This is a genomic window from Aliirhizobium wenxiniae (genome assembly GCF_019511445.1).
Taxonomy (GTDB): domain Bacteria; phylum Pseudomonadota; class Alphaproteobacteria; order Rhizobiales; family Rhizobiaceae; genus Neorhizobium; species Neorhizobium wenxiniae_A.
This window is the reverse complement of sequence record NZ_JAEUAN010000021.1, coordinates 24,347-39,566: the sequence shown is the minus strand read 5'-3', so window position 1 is coordinate 39,566 and position 15,220 is coordinate 24,347. Positions and strand designations below refer to the sequence as shown.

At 59.6% G+C, this 15,220-nt stretch carries 16 protein-coding genes; 4 read left to right on the top strand and 12 right to left on the bottom strand.

What is annotated here, in order from left to right:
- Positions 1 to 72: 72 nt before the first annotated feature.
- Positions 73 to 636, bottom strand: a complete 564-nt coding sequence (locus JNB91_RS22795) for a hypothetical protein (RefSeq protein WP_220327778.1) — start codon at positions 634 to 636, stop codon at positions 73 to 75.
- A 335-nt stretch (positions 637 to 971) separates the two neighbouring features.
- Here JNB91_RS22795 and JNB91_RS22790 point away from each other — a divergent pair, with 335 nt between their 5' ends.
- Together JNB91_RS22790 and arsC are read left to right on the top strand one after the other, a co-directional pair.
- On the top strand, positions 972 to 1,874 hold the full coding sequence (locus JNB91_RS22790; protein WP_220327777.1) for a dihydrodipicolinate synthase family protein: 903 nt from the start codon (positions 972 to 974) through the stop codon (positions 1,872 to 1,874).
- Positions 1,875 to 1,876: 2 nt separating this feature from the next.
- Positions 1,877 to 2,299: an arsenate reductase (glutaredoxin) gene (arsC, locus tag JNB91_RS22785; RefSeq protein WP_220327776.1), complete on the top strand. Its 423-nt coding sequence runs from the start codon at positions 1,877 to 1,879 to the stop codon at positions 2,297 to 2,299.
- Between the two features lie 3 nt (positions 2,300 to 2,302).
- On the opposite strand, the gene JNB91_RS22780 is transcribed toward arsC, so the two are convergent.
- Positions 2,303 to 3,763: a protein adenylyltransferase SelO gene (locus JNB91_RS22780; protein ID WP_220327775.1), complete on the bottom strand. Its 1,461-nt coding sequence runs from the start codon at positions 3,761 to 3,763 to the stop codon at positions 2,303 to 2,305.
- A 206-nt stretch (positions 3,764 to 3,969) separates the two neighbouring features.
- Here JNB91_RS22780 and JNB91_RS22775 point away from each other — a divergent pair, with 206 nt between their 5' ends.
- The gene (locus tag JNB91_RS22775) at positions 3,970 to 4,137 is read left to right on the top strand and encodes a Thivi_2564 family membrane protein (protein WP_180355836.1); all 168 of its coding nucleotides are present in this window, start codon (positions 3,970 to 3,972) and stop codon (positions 4,135 to 4,137) included.
- Positions 4,138 to 4,231: 94 nt separating this feature from the next.
- Here the strand turns inward: JNB91_RS22775 and JNB91_RS22770 are convergent, their stop codons facing one another.
- The 4 genes from JNB91_RS22770 to JNB91_RS22755 form a co-directional block, all read right to left on the bottom strand.
- On the bottom strand, positions 4,232 to 4,456 hold the full coding sequence (locus tag JNB91_RS22770) for a hypothetical protein (RefSeq protein ID WP_220327774.1): 225 nt from the start codon (positions 4,454 to 4,456) through the stop codon (positions 4,232 to 4,234).
- Between the two features lie 78 nt (positions 4,457 to 4,534).
- Positions 4,535 to 5,755, bottom strand: coding sequence for a TadE/TadG family type IV pilus assembly protein (locus JNB91_RS22765; RefSeq protein WP_220327773.1), 1,221 nt, complete (start codon positions 5,753 to 5,755; stop codon positions 4,535 to 4,537).
- Between the two features lie 122 nt (positions 5,756 to 5,877).
- On the bottom strand, positions 5,878 to 6,066 hold the full coding sequence (locus tag JNB91_RS22760; protein WP_220327772.1) for a hypothetical protein: 189 nt from the start codon (positions 6,064 to 6,066) through the stop codon (positions 5,878 to 5,880).
- A 290-nt stretch (positions 6,067 to 6,356) separates the two neighbouring features.
- Positions 6,357 to 7,685 (bottom strand): aspartate aminotransferase family protein, encoded by a 1,329-nt coding sequence (locus JNB91_RS22755; RefSeq protein ID WP_220327771.1) that lies wholly within the window; start codon positions 7,683 to 7,685, stop codon positions 6,357 to 6,359.
- A 104-nt stretch (positions 7,686 to 7,789) separates the two neighbouring features.
- On the opposite strand from JNB91_RS22755, the gene JNB91_RS22750 reads away from it, so the two are divergent.
- Positions 7,790 to 8,659 (top strand): LysR substrate-binding domain-containing protein, encoded by an 870-nt coding sequence (locus JNB91_RS22750; protein ID WP_220327770.1) that lies wholly within the window; start codon positions 7,790 to 7,792, stop codon positions 8,657 to 8,659.
- Here the strand turns inward: JNB91_RS22750 and JNB91_RS22745 are convergent, their stop codons facing one another.
- From JNB91_RS22745 to JNB91_RS22720, 6 genes are all read right to left on the bottom strand, one after another.
- Positions 8,660 to 9,607 carry a GGDEF domain-containing protein gene (locus tag JNB91_RS22745; protein ID WP_430736341.1) on the bottom strand — a complete coding sequence of 316 codons (948 nt, stop codon included), beginning with the start codon at positions 9,605 to 9,607 and terminating at the stop codon, positions 8,660 to 8,662. It abuts the gene before it with no gap.
- 243 nt (positions 9,608 to 9,850) lie between these two features.
- The gene (locus JNB91_RS22740) at positions 9,851 to 11,443 is read right to left on the bottom strand and encodes an EAL domain-containing protein (RefSeq protein ID WP_220327769.1); all 1,593 of its coding nucleotides are present in this window, start codon (positions 11,441 to 11,443) and stop codon (positions 9,851 to 9,853) included.
- A gap of 164 nt (positions 11,444 to 11,607) precedes the next feature.
- Entirely contained in the window at positions 11,608 to 12,426 is an 819-nt protein-coding gene (locus JNB91_RS22735) for an ABC transporter permease (RefSeq protein ID WP_220327768.1), read from the bottom strand.
- On the bottom strand, positions 12,423 to 13,211 hold the full coding sequence (locus tag JNB91_RS22730; RefSeq protein ID WP_220327767.1) for an ABC transporter ATP-binding protein: 789 nt from the start codon (positions 13,209 to 13,211) through the stop codon (positions 12,423 to 12,425). The genes JNB91_RS22735 and JNB91_RS22730 overlap by 4 nt, the downstream gene beginning before the upstream one ends.
- Positions 13,212 to 13,403: 192 nt before the next feature.
- Positions 13,404 to 14,435, bottom strand: a complete 1,032-nt coding sequence (locus tag JNB91_RS22725) for an ABC transporter substrate-binding protein (protein WP_220327766.1) — start codon at positions 14,433 to 14,435, stop codon at positions 13,404 to 13,406.
- A gap of 394 nt (positions 14,436 to 14,829) precedes the next feature.
- A complete protein-coding gene (locus tag JNB91_RS22720) occupies positions 14,830 to 15,039 on the bottom strand; it encodes a hypothetical protein (protein WP_220327765.1) in 210 nt (69 codons plus the stop codon).
- Between the last annotated feature and the right edge of the window lie 181 nt (positions 15,040 to 15,220).

The window sequence follows — 15,220 nt, the reverse complement described above, 5'->3', positions numbered from 1 at the left end:
TTCCGTAGCCTGAGTTCGCCTATTGCCGCCATCTTATCCTCATGCTGCTGCAGCACCGAGATGATCTCGGCTTCAGCCGGTGTCAGGCGGTTGCGATTGATGCCTTCCCTCACCGCCACGCTCGCCCGGATCAATGCCAAGTGCGAGACACCGCTTCTCGAAGATTTCCTGCGCGCGCTGATTGATGAGCATGTCGACTTCACGCACAGCCTCCTCATAGCCACTCTCGTCGGCCACCCGTTCGGCCTCGATTTCGCGATCCCGCGCCAGCTGCCGTTGAAGAGTGTCGACCTTTTCGAGCGTGCGCACGATCAGGCTCATCGCATCGGTTGCCGCTTTCACGTCGGCGCGCGCCAGTTTCTGGGCCGCATCGTCACCGTCGGTCAAAGCCGCAGCGGCGCTCTGGCGCATCGCCCGGAAGGTGGCAAACTGCTCGCGCATCTCCACCGTCATCTCGTTCAAGAGCCTGCGCAGCTCTTCAGTCGGTGAGCTTGCGCTATCGGCCGATTTGGTTTCCAGCGCAGCCCTCACCTCGCCCGCCAGCGCGACATCCTCCATGACGATCTCGTCGCCATAGGCGGCATGTTCCCGCCACGTCCCGAAGAGTGCGGAATCGAAATCGTTGAATTCATCCATGCCAAAAACCCTCATGCCAAAATTCTTCGGCAAATCCTTGCGGCGCAAACGGAAAAAGGCCGCCAGCCCTAACGACTGCAGCCTTTTCCCCGTATCGCAATGTCGGATTGATATCTGTCCGGCGGCGCGCCGGAATTTTGGTCGCACGCCTTTCGAAGCACTCCGCCATCGGCGCAGCTCTTCGACTATGCCTGAACCCTATCAAAGCACCGTCACGCCGTCAAGGATTATTTTCCTATCCTGGCATTTTTGTCGACGCAGCTACCGATCTTCACTCTTGCGGTGATCGGGCAATGCCTCATAGTGGCGGCCCGTTCGTTTCGCCGGAGACCTTGATGCCCACCACGCCGCCCGCCTTTACCGGCCTTTCCGCTTTCCCGCTGACGCCCGCAAACGAAGCGGGGCGTGTCGATACCGACGCCCTGCAGCGGCTCATTGCGCGCATCGTCGAGGCGCGAGCGGATTCGATCGGCCTGCTCGGCAGCACCGGCACCTATATGTATCTTTCCCGCGAAGAACGCCGCCGGGCGGTGGCAGCCGCCGTCGAATGCGTCGGCGGCCGGATCCCGCTCATCGTCGGCGTCGGCACGCTGCGCACCGACGAGGCGCAGGCGCTTGCCCGTGATGCGGCATCCGCCGGTGCGCAGGCGCTGCTACTTGCACCGGTCTCCTACACACCGCTGACGCAGGACGAGGTTTTTCAGCATTTCAAGGCGGTAGCCTCCGCTACCGAGCTGCCGCTCGCCATCTACAACAACCCGTCGACCACCCATTTCTCCTTCAGCGACGAACTGATCGGCCGTTTGTCGCAGTTGCCGAATATCAGCGCGATCAAGATGCCGCTCGCCAGGGGAAGCGATTTTTCAGGCGAAATCGCGCGCCTGAGGGCTGCCACACCCGCCAGCTTCGCCATCGGCTATAGTGGTGATTGGGAGTGCCCACATGCCCTGCTTGCAGGCGCGGACTGCTGGTACAGCGTCGTAGGCGGACTGCTGCCGAAACCGGCGCTGGCGCTCACCCGCGCCGCGATGGCTGGCGACGCCGCCGAGACGGCCCGGCTGGATGCCCTTTTCCACCCGCTCTGGGCGCTTTTCAAGGCGCATGGCAGCCTGCGCGTTATCTATGCTGCCGCCGAAATCATGGGGCTTTCAACCGCAAAGCCACCGCTTCCGATCCAGCCGCTCGGCCTTGAGACGACGCGCGACATCGAGGCCGCAATCGCCGGTCTGGAGGCATGACAATGGACGCCACGATCTATCACAACCCTGCCTGCGGCACGTCGCGCAACACGCTCGCAATGATCCGCAATGCCGGTATCGAGCCTCATATCATCGAGTATCTGAAAACGCCGCCATCGCGATCAGAGCTCACACGGATGATCGCCGATGCCGGGCTGACCGTGCGGCAGGCCATTCGCGAAAAGGGCACGCCCTACACTGAGCTCGGCCTCGAAAACCCCGCCCTGTCGGACGATGCGCTGCTCGACGCCATGCTCGAACACCCGATCCTGATCAACCGGCCCTTCGTCGTCACGCCCCTCGGCACAAGGCTCGCCCGCCCGTCCGAACTGGTCCTCGACATCCTGCCGGATACCCACAAGGGTCCGTTTGCCAAGGAAGACGGCGAAGCGGTGATCGGCGCGGACGGCAAGCGTCTGGGCTGATCCTCAGGTCCCGCAAAAGGTCCGCGTTACCCGCTCGTCCAACGTCGGCGGGGTCATGTAATCGGCAAATTCTGGCTGCTCCTCATAAGGCTTTTCCAGCGCTGCAAGCAGCCGCTCGAAAAAGGAGAAGTCACCGTAATTGGCAGCCGAAATCGCCTCCTGAATGCGGTGGTTGCGCGGAATGATCGCCGGATTGACGGCACGCATTTTTTCCGCGCGGCCGCCATCCGCCCCGTTCTCCCGCGCCAGCCGCTCACGCCAAGAAGACAGCCATTCCGCTGCCTTGGAAAGATCGGCGAACTGGGCAAGGAAGCGTTCGTCCGCTCCTTCTGCGGCATCCGCCAAACCACGGAAAACAAGGGTAAAATCAGCCTCCTCTTGCTGCATCACCGAAAGCAGGTTCTGGACCAGTTCACCGTCACCATCCGCGTCGGTGACAAGCCCTATCTTGGCGCGGAAAACCTTGATCCATTCCGCCTGAAACCGCTCTCCGAATTCCTTCAATACGGCGTTCGCCACATCCACCGCCTTGTCCTGATCCTCGTCGATCACCGGCAGCAGGCATTCCGCCAGCCTTGCGATGTTCCACTGGCCGATGCCGGGCTGGTTGCGATAGGCGTAACGGCCGCCATGGTCGATCGAGGAAAACACCTTCATCTGGTGATATTCGTCGAGAAAGGCGCAAGGGCCGAAGTCGATCGTCTCGCCCGAAATCGTCATGTTGTCGGTATTCATCACCCCGTGGACAAAACCGACGCCCAGCCAGCGGGCAATCAGTTCCGCTTGGCGGAAAGCCACGGCCTTCAGCAGCGCCGCATAGCGGTTTTCGTCCGTTTTCAGATCGGGATAATGCCGGTCGATCACATAATCAGCCAGCGCCCTTATGCCGTCGGTGTCGCCGCGCGCCGCAAAGAACTGGAAGGTGCCGACCCTGACATGACTTGCCGCCACGCGCACGAAAACCGCGCCCTGCTCCACCGTCTCGCGGAAAACCTGCTCTCCGGTCGCAACCGCCGCCAGCGCCCGCGTGGCCGGAATGCCGAGTGAAAACATCGCCTCCGAGACGATATATTCCCGCAAAACCGGCCCAAGCGCCGCACGCCCGTCACCGCGCCGCGAGAACGGCGTCGGCCCGGCTCCCTTCAGCTGGATATCACGACGAATGCCCTTGTCGTCGATTACCTCGCCGAGCAGGATCGCGCGACCGTCGCCGAGCTGCGGCACGAAATTACCGAACTGGTGGCCGGCATAGGCCATGGCGAGCGGCATGGCGCCCTGCGGCACGACATTGCCGGCAAGCGTCGCGGCCAAGCGGTCGGGATCGGAAGGATCTAGTTCGATACCCAGTTCCTTCGCCAGCGCCTCGTTGAATTTGATAAGCTTCGGCCCATCGACCGGCTCAGGATAGACGGAAGCATAAAACCTGTCCGGCAGGCGGGCATAGGAATTGTCGAAGTGGAACACTTGTGTCTCCTGCAGGCTCGTGGAGCCGTTTTGCCCAATATGGGAAATCGCAGCCGGTGAACAAGCGGAAAGGCCGTCCCCCTCAATCGTAGCAGGATCACGCAGTCCAACTATCTTATTGAGACCCCTTTCCTTTTTAGGATCGGCTCATAATTACAGTTTTGTGATCGGCGCAGGACGCGCCTAAAAATATGGAGACTGGGGCTATGGGTTTGTCACTTCTGATCAGCATCCTGATCACCTTCCTCGTGATCGTGCTGGTGCTTTATCTCGTCAACATGCTGCCGCTTGATGCGAAGGTCCGCCAGATCGTGCGGGTCATCGTCATCATCATCGGCATCATCTCGCTTTTGAAATATCTGGCCGTGTTCTGACCCTCACCCTCAAAACCATTTGCCCGGACGGATCCCAAGAGGATCCGCCCGGGCAACGGCGGCTTTCGCCCTGGGAGCCCCAAAATTTCAGAGTTCACGAGTTCATCGATTTCAAATGGCTGACGACTTCCGCCTGATGCCTGTCGTCCAACACTTCCACCCGATCGTGCCAAAAGCGTGACGCCTCTGCGGGTTCATCATCCCATTTGCGGGTGCTGACGAAATTGTCGTCCATCTTGGCAAGCCGCGTTCCGCCGAGCCGTCGATATTCCTGGGCGAGTTCCAGTGCCTGCGTCTTTTGTCCATCGACATGGGTCATACCGGTTTCCTTTCCTGTCTCCAGGTTAGAACAGAACGGACGCCTTGGTGTTCCCGTATTCGCGAACAGAAAATCCGCCTAATTGGTCAGCCGGTTCACCGGTTTGATCGCGTTTTCCGCAATCGCCTTGAACGAAGCCACAAGCGCTTCCATCGTGTTCGGTTCATAATAGTTAGCAGGCGTCGAAGCGCAGTATTTCAGCAGGTCCTGCCCCTTCGGCGGCGCCATGAAAGCGACGGTGTAGACCTTTAACCCCGCCGTCTTGGCATTGTCGCAGCCGGTGCGCACATTCTGGTCCAGCTTCTGGCTCCAGTCGGTGCTATTGCCGGTCATCTCGCCATCGGTCATCAGGATCATGATACGATCCGATGTCTTGTTGCCCTTCTTGGCCTGCTCGACGCTTTCGGTGTCGGTTCCGTAAATATTGCTCTTGATGTTGTTGGTAGCAGTGGTCACGGAGGTTGTCGCATCCGTTCCGCCAACCGGATTGAGCGTCATGGCGTTGACATAGTTCCTCGCCGCCGTCGTTCCCCAGGCAACCGCCGACTGGCCCTTGATGCCGTTGGTATAGGAAATCGTGCCGGTACGGACGAATTTGGTCTTGGGGTCTGATTTGTCGAGCGCATCGAACAACGTCGCTGCCGCCTGTTTCAAAGCCTCGATCTTGGTCACGTAAACGGTCTGCTGGCCGATGCAGATGCCGAGCAGGTTGATGACACATGTCGTGCCCTTCACGGTCGTGGTGTTTTCCCCCATCGAGGCCGATTCATCGAGCAGGATTTCCATCGATATGCCATTGCTCGCCGCCGCACCGTCAGCCCCCGTGCCGCTTCCGGTGCCCGATATGGTCTTGCTGGAAGAATTCACCGGATAGGTTTTTCCGGCGAAAAAGCTGGTAAACGGGGTGAGCTGGATATTGGCGGAAGACGTAACGGCAACCGCATAGCTTTTGGCACCGGTCCCTGCATCCGTCGTGGTGTTGATCGTCACCGTCGTCGCGTTCTTGATCGCCGTCGTGTCGGTACTGCTCATATAATTGGCTAGCTGGCCTGCCAGAAAATCCTTGCCGAGCTTCTGGCCGGCAGTCGCATCGGAACCGTTCGCCATGGCACCGGAAACGGCAAGTGCGGCAGCATCCGTCGCCTCCTGCAACTGGCGCTTGGAAACCATCAGATTGGCTGTGTCGATCGCCAGTCCTGCGCCGCCGAGCAGCATGGGCAGGATGAGCGCCGTCATCATCCCGAAATTGCCGCTCCGGTTGGAAACAATGCTGCGATGAGGCGCGTCGAATATTAGCATGACGACATTTAACGCGAGGCCGCGCCAATTGTGTCGCTCAATATTCAAACTTGCTTAATTAATGGAAATTGCTGCCGATCGCGCTGTTTAAGATTGGGAAGATTACCGCGGCTCAAGTGAGTTCAAGTCACATAGGGGGCAAGTTCAAGCAGCTGCTTTTCATCCCTCACGCCGATCCGATAAAGATAGATGATGTTGGCAGCCAGCTGGCGCGGATCCCCCTCCACCGGCCAGCCTTCGAACCGTAGTTGGCTATAGATACGGCGGATCATCAGCAGGCCTTCCGCACCAATGACCTCTTCGCCCGCCATGGCCGCCCTTTCCTGAAACCACGCCGAAGCTGCGCACCTGCCGCTTTGCGATTTCCAAGTCTCACACAGCTTGATCGAAACATCCCCGTCTCGCGCCGATGCATATCCAGGCGCGATGCACCGATGATCCGGCAGCTATGCCGAATATCATTAACTATACTTCATGAGGATTTGAAGATGTCACGACGATGTCGGGCGCAACAATCATATACGGCGTGGCGCTTTTCCGTGCCACGCCGCCAGCTATTCTGTTTCGAGCAAAACTAATCTATCCGCGCGACGGCAAGGCTCTAACCTTGCGCCGCCACGATCGCGTCGGCCATGATCTCGACACCGCGATCGATTTCGGCATCGGATACCGTCAGCGCCGGAGCGATGCGGAAGACGCCGCCCATGCCGGGCAGCTTGACGATGTTCATCGACAGGCCGCGAAGCATCGCCTCTTCCATGATCTTCGCACCGAGTTCGAAACCGGGCGACTTGGTGTGCCGGTCGGTGACGACTTCCAGCCCCAGAAGAAGCCCGCGGCCACGCACGTCGCCGACGCATTCGAAACGCTGCTGCAAGGACAACAGCCCGTCCTTGAGGCGCTTGCCCCGCGTTATCGCCTGTTCCACGAGATTGTCGCGCGCCATCACATCCAGCACCGTGACGCCAACCGCCGCCGGCAGCGGGTCGGACACGTGGGTCGTATAGAACAAAAAGCCTTTCTGATAAGCCTTCTCTTCCACCGCTGCACTGGTCATAACGGCTGCAAGCGGCAGGCCGGCGCCGAGTGTCTTCGACAGCGTCATGATATCGGGCGTGACGCCATCGCGCTGGAAGGCGAACATGTTGCCGGTGCGGCCGATGCCGGTCTGGGCTTCGTCGAGGATGAGCAGCATGCCGCGCTCCTCGCATTTCTTCTTCAGCGCCGCGAGATAGCCGAGCGGCAGTTCCAAAATGCCACCGGAAGACAGGATCGGTTCGGCGATGAAGGCGGCCAGATTACCGGTCGACTGGTTGTCGATCAGGTGGAAGGCGTCGTCGAGTTCGGCCTGCCAGTCGTTCGATCCGTCCGGGTTCTTGAAGCGCGGACGATAGGCATTCGGTGCCGGGATGACGAAGGAGCCGGCGGAGACCGGACCATAGCCCTTGCGGCCGGCGCTATAGGTGGCGGAAGCGGCAGCCCCGGTCATACCGTGCCAGCTTTGGGCGAAGGCGACGATTTCATGCCCGCCGGTGACGAGCTTTGCCATGCGGATCGCCGCTTCGTTGGATTCGGCGCCGGTCGTCAGAAGCTGAACGCGGTCGAGACCGGGGGCAAGTGCCGCAAGCCTTGCCGCCAGTTCCACCACCGGACGCGACAGCATGCCGGAAAACAGATGCGCGACGGACGCCATCTGCCGGTCTACGGTCGCCACGATATCCGGGTGGGTATGACCGAGCACGGCGCTCATCTGGCCGGAGGTGAAATCCAGAATGGCGCGGCCATCGGCGTCATAGACGTAACTTCCTTCGGCCCGTTCGATGATGACATGCTCAAAGGCCGGCCCGTAGCGGGTCAGGTGCTTGTCGGCATCGGCCCAAAATGCGGGATCGTCGTTGAGCGACGTTACGGTTTTGGCAGCGTTATCCATGGCAATTCCCCTTGGTGATTGATTGACCAGAAAGGTAACAAGCCGCTGGTGCCTCAGTCCAATTGATAGTATTTCAATCCGATATCCATTTTCTTGACATCGCCATGCTCGATCTCGCTCTCTTGAAAAACTTCGTCGTGGTGGCCCGAACGGGTTCGATCAGCCTTGCCTCCACCCAGGTCGGGCGGACGCAATCGGCGCTTAGCATGCAGATGCAGCGGCTGGAAGAACAGGTCGGCCAACCGCTTCTGCAGCGCACCGGTGCCGGCATGCGGCTGACTTCGGCAGGCGAGAGACTGCTTCCCCATGCGGAGCAGCTGATCGCCCGGCACGACGAAATTCTGGCCGATATGGGTGGTATTGCCCTCAAAGGGACGGTCAGTCTCGGTTGTCCCGAGGATTATTCGATCGCCTTTCTGCCGGAGCTGCTGAAAAACTTCTGCGCTGCCAATCCACAGGTGGAGTTGCGCCTCACCTGCGCCCCGACGATCGGGCTTCGGCCACTCCTCCAGCGGCGGCAGATCGATATGGCGCTGGTGTCGCTGCCCGATGCCGAGGATGCAACGGTGATCCGCCGGGAACGCTTCGTCTGGGTGGCGGACCGGCCGAATACACCGGTGCTTTCCAACGAGATCCTGCCGCTGGCGCTGTCTGCGCCGACCACGCTCGACTACCGCGCCGCCTGCGATGCGATGGAGGCGGTCAACCGCCGGTACCGGGTAGCGTTCGCCAGCGACAGCCTTGCCGGACTGATCGCGATCACCCGCGCAGGCCATGCGATCAGCGTATTGACCAGCACTGCGGTGCCGCCGGATCTTCACATCATCGAGAACGGGTTGCCGAAACTGCCGACGATCGGCATCGCACTGGAATTTTCCGAAAACCGCCCGTCTTCAGCCGCAACAATGCTGGGCGACCATATCCGCCGGCATCTGCCTTCCCTCAAGGAGCCGGCGGTCGCGCGCGGTCTCTAATCACCCCAACCGAATATCGGGATCGAGGCTGATCTGGTTGCGACCGCGCATCTTGGCCGCATAAAGCGCCAGATCGGCACGGCGATAGATCTCATCCGCCTTCGCACCCCGTTCGGCACTGGAGATGCCTGCCGAAAATGTGTAGCGGAAGCTCGTCTGATCCGGCAGCGGACGCGACAGCCTGACTGCCTCAAGCATGCGCCCGACGATCGTCTCGGCAGCCCCAGCCTGCGTATTGGGCAGGATGAGAACGAATTCTTCGCCGCCGACGCGGCCGAGAACATCGGTCTTGCGCACATGGCCCTGCAGGGTGGCGGCAAAATCGCGCAACACCGCATCGCCCACCGAATGGCCGAAGCGGTCGTTGATATATTTGAAATTGTCGATGTCGAGCACCGCGACACAACCGACGGGGCCGCGCTCGCCCTCGCTTGCACTCGTTGGAGTTGCGAGCATGTCTGCAAGCTTGGCCATGACAAACCGGCGGCTGGGGATGCCGGTCAGTTCGTCGGTATGGGAGGCCTTGATCGCATCGTCGCGATCCTGCCGCAGCGCTCTCTCGTCGGGACGGATCGAGGTGATGTCGCTTGCCACGCAGAGCATCCAGCCGTTTTCCTGCGTGGTCTCGGTCATCCATAACCAACGGCCATCGTGAAGGTCTGTCTCGAAGGCCCGAAAACCGGCCTTGCCACGCCGCGATATGGTGGAAGAAAGCCAGGCTTCGAAATCCTCGGTCTTGACGACGGTGCCGCGTTTCGCATGAAAATTGCGACGCATGAGGTCTGGCCAGAGCGGGTGCTCACCTTCTTCGATGAACCATGCCGCGCGAAAGGCGCGGTTGGCATAACGCAGCCGGTCCTTGTCGTCATAAACTGCCACGCAAGCGCCTGCGGCTTCCATCAGCCGGGCGGCCTGCACCATCGTTTCGTTATCGTCCAAGGCCTTCATGCCCTCAGGGTTGGTCAGGTCCATCCAGCTAAACATGACCGGTGAAAGATCGGTTAGAGGAATTGCGCAAAGACGAAGGAAGCCGACCGCGACCCGGCTTCGCCATCAACAATCCCGACTTTCACACAGGTTGCTATAGCAAGATTTCGCCTTTTCGGGGTCTTCTAAAAGCCGGCAGGGTGCAATTGCAATCCATCACGGCTGAAATCTGCAAAGGCGTCATGCCAGCCATCAGGCAAACCTTCAGGCGGCTGCCCGGATGATTTCGCGAGCCGGGCCGAACTCCTTTTTCGAAGCGGACTGGAAGGCGATGAAATCGGCCGCTTCCAGTGGCTTGGAGAATAGCCATCCCTGGCCGTAATTCACGCCATGATCGCGCAGATATGTCGCCTGTTCCTCGGTTTCGATGCCCTCGCCAACGGATAGCAGGCCGAGTTCCTTTGCCATGGCAATGATGTGCCCGGTCACGGAACTGGTCGCCGTGCCTTTGCCGATCGTATCGATGAAGGACTTGTCGATCTTCAAAGCATCCATCGGCAGGCCCTGCAGATATTGCAGGCTGGAATAACCAGTGCCGAAATCGTCGATGGCAACCGAATAACCCCGATCACGGGCGCGGGTAAGCGTTCTTCTGGCGGAATCGACGTCGATGAAGCCACGCTCTGTCGCCTCCAGCAGGATCTGCTGGTTGCGGATGCCGCTCGATGGCAGCTTTTCGCCAAGCATGTCCAGGAACCGGCCGGTCTTGATGTCGTCGGCGCAGAGATTGATCGCAACATGCAGGCCGCGATCCTTGTTGAGCAGCGGTCCGAGATCGCGGATAACCGCATCCATCACCTGGTCGGTAATCTGCTTGATAATGCCGGTTTCTTCCGCCAGCGGAATGAAGAGATCGGGGCGGACCAGCGAACCATCAGGCCGCTTCCATCGCACCAGCGCTTCCGCACCGACGCAGATATTGGTCTTCAACTCGATGATCGGCTGGTAGTGGACGACGAATTCGCGGTTCTGGACCGCCATTTCCAGCTCGCCACGGGGCGAAAGCCGGCGTTTGGACATGAAGATGACGATGCCGACAATGAAAGTGGAGATGAACAGCCCGACCGGCAGCAACAGCAGCAATTCCGCCATCAGCCCATTGTGAACTACGCTTACAGAGTGGGATACGACGGCATTGACCCCATCGGCGCTGACGCGGGCGAACATCATCTCACCATCGATGCCGCGCGCCTCGCCGGTCAGGTGACGTCTGGCAAAGTCGATGTCGACTTCGTTGCGCATACTCGCCAGATGCCCTTCTCCTGCGAAAAGGGCCAGCGACGTTTCGGGCATCATGCCGATCGAGGTAAAGCGCCCTGGCGGCACCAGAACCATATGGCTGCCGAGCCGCAACGCGGTCATCCGCTTGGCGATGCCGTCCGCGGGGCGTACGCCGAACGTGACATCAAGCCCTTCCGACGTACGATAATCGGCCTGCGGCTGGTGGATAACCCTCGTCACCCTGCCCCAGGTTGTGCATTTGACGACCCCGTTTTCCAGGTAGTTGATCTCGCTTGCCGCATCGTTGTTCAGCGTCATGATGCGCATGACCGAGACATGGGTCGGCGCGCAACGCTCAAGCGTGGAAGTTTCCATTTCCGACAGCACACGCTGGGCTTCGCCATAGGTCAGCTGTGCCCGTTCGATAGCCCGGTGACCGACGTCCTCCAGAGCGTCCAGTTCCTTGCCAATGGCGATCTGCCATGATGCATAGGCCATGAGCGCAAGCGGCGCGATGGCGCCTGCTATGGCCAGCAACCCACCCAGGGCGATTACCCGCGCTCTTCTCCTTGGCATGCCTTATCCCTATATCGCCCGAAAAAAGCTGGTGAGCCTTCACCATCGGGCCAAGGGCTTACTATTTTTCTAATCAGCTCCCCCCTATTCAACCTCTATGAGAAATTTCCCAGGCAACGCCGACAATCGGTCCGAGTAGCCAGCGGTGCGCCGGGGCATCCTTGTCAGTTGGCCATGGTCGAGCGATGCGCCCAGCCGGTCATGCGGCGCTCGAGAAAGGCCATCAGCGAATACATGGCGATGCCTTCTACGGCGAGTGCCAAGAGGCCGGCAAAGACCAGAGGCACGTTGAACTGGCTTTGCGCCGAGGCCATCATGTTGCCGAGGCCATAGTTGGAGGCGACCGTCTCGCTCAGGACCGAGCCGACGAAGGCGAGCGTGATGGCGATCTTCAACGAGCCGAAGAAATAGGGCATCGAGCGCGGAATGCCGACCTTGAGCATGATGTCGAGCTTCTTTGCCCCCAATGCCCGCAATACGTCTTCCGTCTCCGGCTCGATGGTGGCGAGGCCAGTGGCGACATTCACCACGATCGGGAAGAAGGAGATGAGGAAGGCGGTGATGACGGCCGGGATGGTGCCGATGCCGAACCAGATGACGAGGATCGGCACGACGGCGACCTTGGGGATGGCATTAAAGCCGATCATGATCGGATAAAGACCGGCATAGATCGTCTTCGACCAGCCGATAAAAAGGCCGATCGCCAGACCGCCGATGACGGCCAAACCGAAACCGAGCGTGGTGGTGAACAGCGTCTGGGCCGAGTTTTTCAGAAGCGGCGACCAGTATTGAACGACTGCCTGAAAAATACGGCTCGGGGCCGGCAGGATCGTTACCGGCGTGCCGAGACCGCGCACCAAGAGTTCCCAGAAGAGAAACAGGCCCAAGGTAAAGAGCCATGGTGCGGCCTTAACCCAGTTTATGCGGGCGGGCTGTTTTGCAATTGCGGGCGTTGCGGCAGTGTTTTCCGTTGTCGTGGTCATACGGTTGCCCTCGCCTGCGCAATCTCGCCGTGGAGCTGGTGCACGAGGTCGTTGAACCTCGTTTCATACATGATCTCAAGATCGCGCGGCCGCTCGAAGGGCACGCGATGCTCTTTGAGGATGCGGCCCGGCCGCGCGCTCATGACAAAAATCTTGTCGGCCAGAAAGGCCGCTTCGCGCAGGTCATGGGTGACGAGCACGATGGTGACGCCCTGCGCCGCGTGAAGGTCGCGGATGACGCACCACAGCTCCTCCCGGGTAAAGGCATCGAGCGCGCCAAAAGGTTCGTCGAGCATCAAGAGTTCCGGCTCGTGGATGAGGGCGCGGCACAGATTGGCGCGCTGCTGCATGCCGCCGGAAAGCTGCCAGGGAAATTTTGCGCCAAAGCCCTTGAGGCCAACGAGTTCAAGCAGATGCTCGGCTTTCTCGATATATTCCTTTTTGTTGGCGCGCAGGCGATGGCGGTGTCTTTCGACGATTTCGAGCGGCAGGAGAATGTTTTCCAGCGTTGTGCGCCAGGGCAGCATGGTCGGGTTCTGGAAAGCCATGCCGACGATCGAGACGGGCTGGGTGACATGTTGGCCGGCGACGATGACGGTGCCGACCTGCGGGATATGCAGGCCGGTGACGAGCTTCATCAGCGTGGACTTGCCGCAGCCGGACGGCCCGACAACAGCGGCGAAGTCGCCCTTGTCGACGCGCATGGTGAGGCCGGAGACCGCAAGCGTGCCTTCCGCGCCGCCATAGCGCATGTCGACGTCATCGATGGATACGAGGTGTGCCAATCAGTATTTCCTTGATCGAACAATCTTGTCGCGAAAACCCCTCCCGCCTGCCGGCCACCTTCCCCACAAGGGGGAGGGTTTGGAACGCCGCACCACAGCTGGCCTAATCTGGCGCAGAGCGTGCGGCCGGGTTAAGCCCCTCCCCCTTGTGGGGAGGGGTTTGGGGCGGGGTCTTTCTTTCCCTTCGTTTCTTTACGGCAGCATACGCTCCGTCTTTTCCGGCAAGAAGCTGGCGTCGAAGACCTGTTCCGCCTTGATCGCGCCCTTCAGCCCCATGGAGATCTTCAGCGTTTCGATGGACGCCGAAAGCCTTGCCATGTCGACGCCGCCGATGCCGTTTTCGATCACGTAGGGCGTCTTGATGTTCATGGCATTTGCCATGGTCAGCCGCTCAAGCTCGATATCCGGGTTGAGCGTTTCGTTGCGCTTCAACACGGCATCGACGCCTTCCTTCGGATTGGCGACGGCAGCGGCAAAGCCCTTGGCCAGCGCCTTCATGAAACCCTTCACCGCTTCCGGATTTTCCTTGGCGAAATCGGTATTTACCAGCACCGAGTTGCCGTAGAGATTCAAGCCGTGTTCGGCCATCAGGATGGTTGCGATATCGTCATCGGCAATGCCTTGAGCCTTCAGGTTGAGGATGACCGAGAAGGCGAAACCGAAGACGGCGTCAACATCACCCTTGGCGAGCATCGGCTCACGAACCGGGAAGCCGATGGATTCGATGGTGATCTTGCTGTCGTCGATTTTTGCCACCTGCTTGAAGGCCTTCCACTGGGCGAAAGCGCCATCCGGCGGCGGCGCGCCGAGCTTCTTGCCTTCGAGCGACTTCGGATCACCGGTAACGCCGAGCGACTTGCGACCGACGACCGCAAAGGTCGGGCGCTCATAGATCATCATCGCCGCCTTGACCTTCTGCGACGGGTCTTCATCCAAGAACTTGATCAGCGAGTTGATGTCGCCAAAGCCCATCTGGTAGGTGCCGGTCGCGACACGCGGAATGGCTTCCACCGAACCGTTGCCGGTGTCGATCGTGACGTTCAGCCCCTCTTCCTTGAAATAACCCTTGTCCACGGCGAGCAGAAAGCCGGCCGCAGGGCCTTCGAATTTCCAGTCGAGCGTGAATTTGATCGAGGTTTCGGCAAAAGCCGGGGCCGAGAACCCGGCGGTGAGCGCCACCGTGGCAAGAGCGGCAAGTTTGGTGAGATATCGACGCGTCAGCATTATGTTCCCCTGCTGGTTGTTATTGCCCCATAAAAAACGACAAATCGACAACCGCGCAAGTGGGAATTGCACATTTAATCATCAATATTTCGAGTGCTTATTTTCAAATCACAAGTTTGACGGCATCACCATCATAACAAGCCACATTCAGGCTGGCCGCGCGATCCCGCAGCCCGGAGCAGGCACGGGGGGCAGGAACAGGTTAACCGTGACGGAAAAGAAGATGAGACCGGCCTAAAACACGATTGCCGATCCCGATGGCTGGCCTATCTTCTCCGACTGGAGGACGAAGCATGCGCATAAAGCTATTTCTTGCCTGCGTGGCGGTGTTGACCGTCGCATGGCTCACAGGTCTTTTTGCATTGGTATGGTCGCTGATCTGAACCGGGATGCCCTATCCGCGACGGCTCTTCTCAGCCACCGACAAGGCGATGACGGCACCGAAATAGCCGACCTGCATGAGGGCGAGAGACGCGGCACCAATGCCCATGGCCCACCAGAAACCATCACCCGAAATCAGACTGGCGCAAGTAACAACGGCCGACATGGCCAGCATTTTCAGAAAACCACAGGGCAGCCGAAGATGGCGAAAAAGGTTTTCCATGCGCCCCCCAATATTTAACCACGGATTAACTTATATCAACTTGCCGACACGTCATACCCCATATGAGTGATATTGATTCGAATTTCCGAATACTCTCATCACGGCTATTCTGCGTAGAAAACACGGCATTCCAGACCTGAAAACCATCGAGATGACGGCTTGTTGACCTGCAAACGGCTCG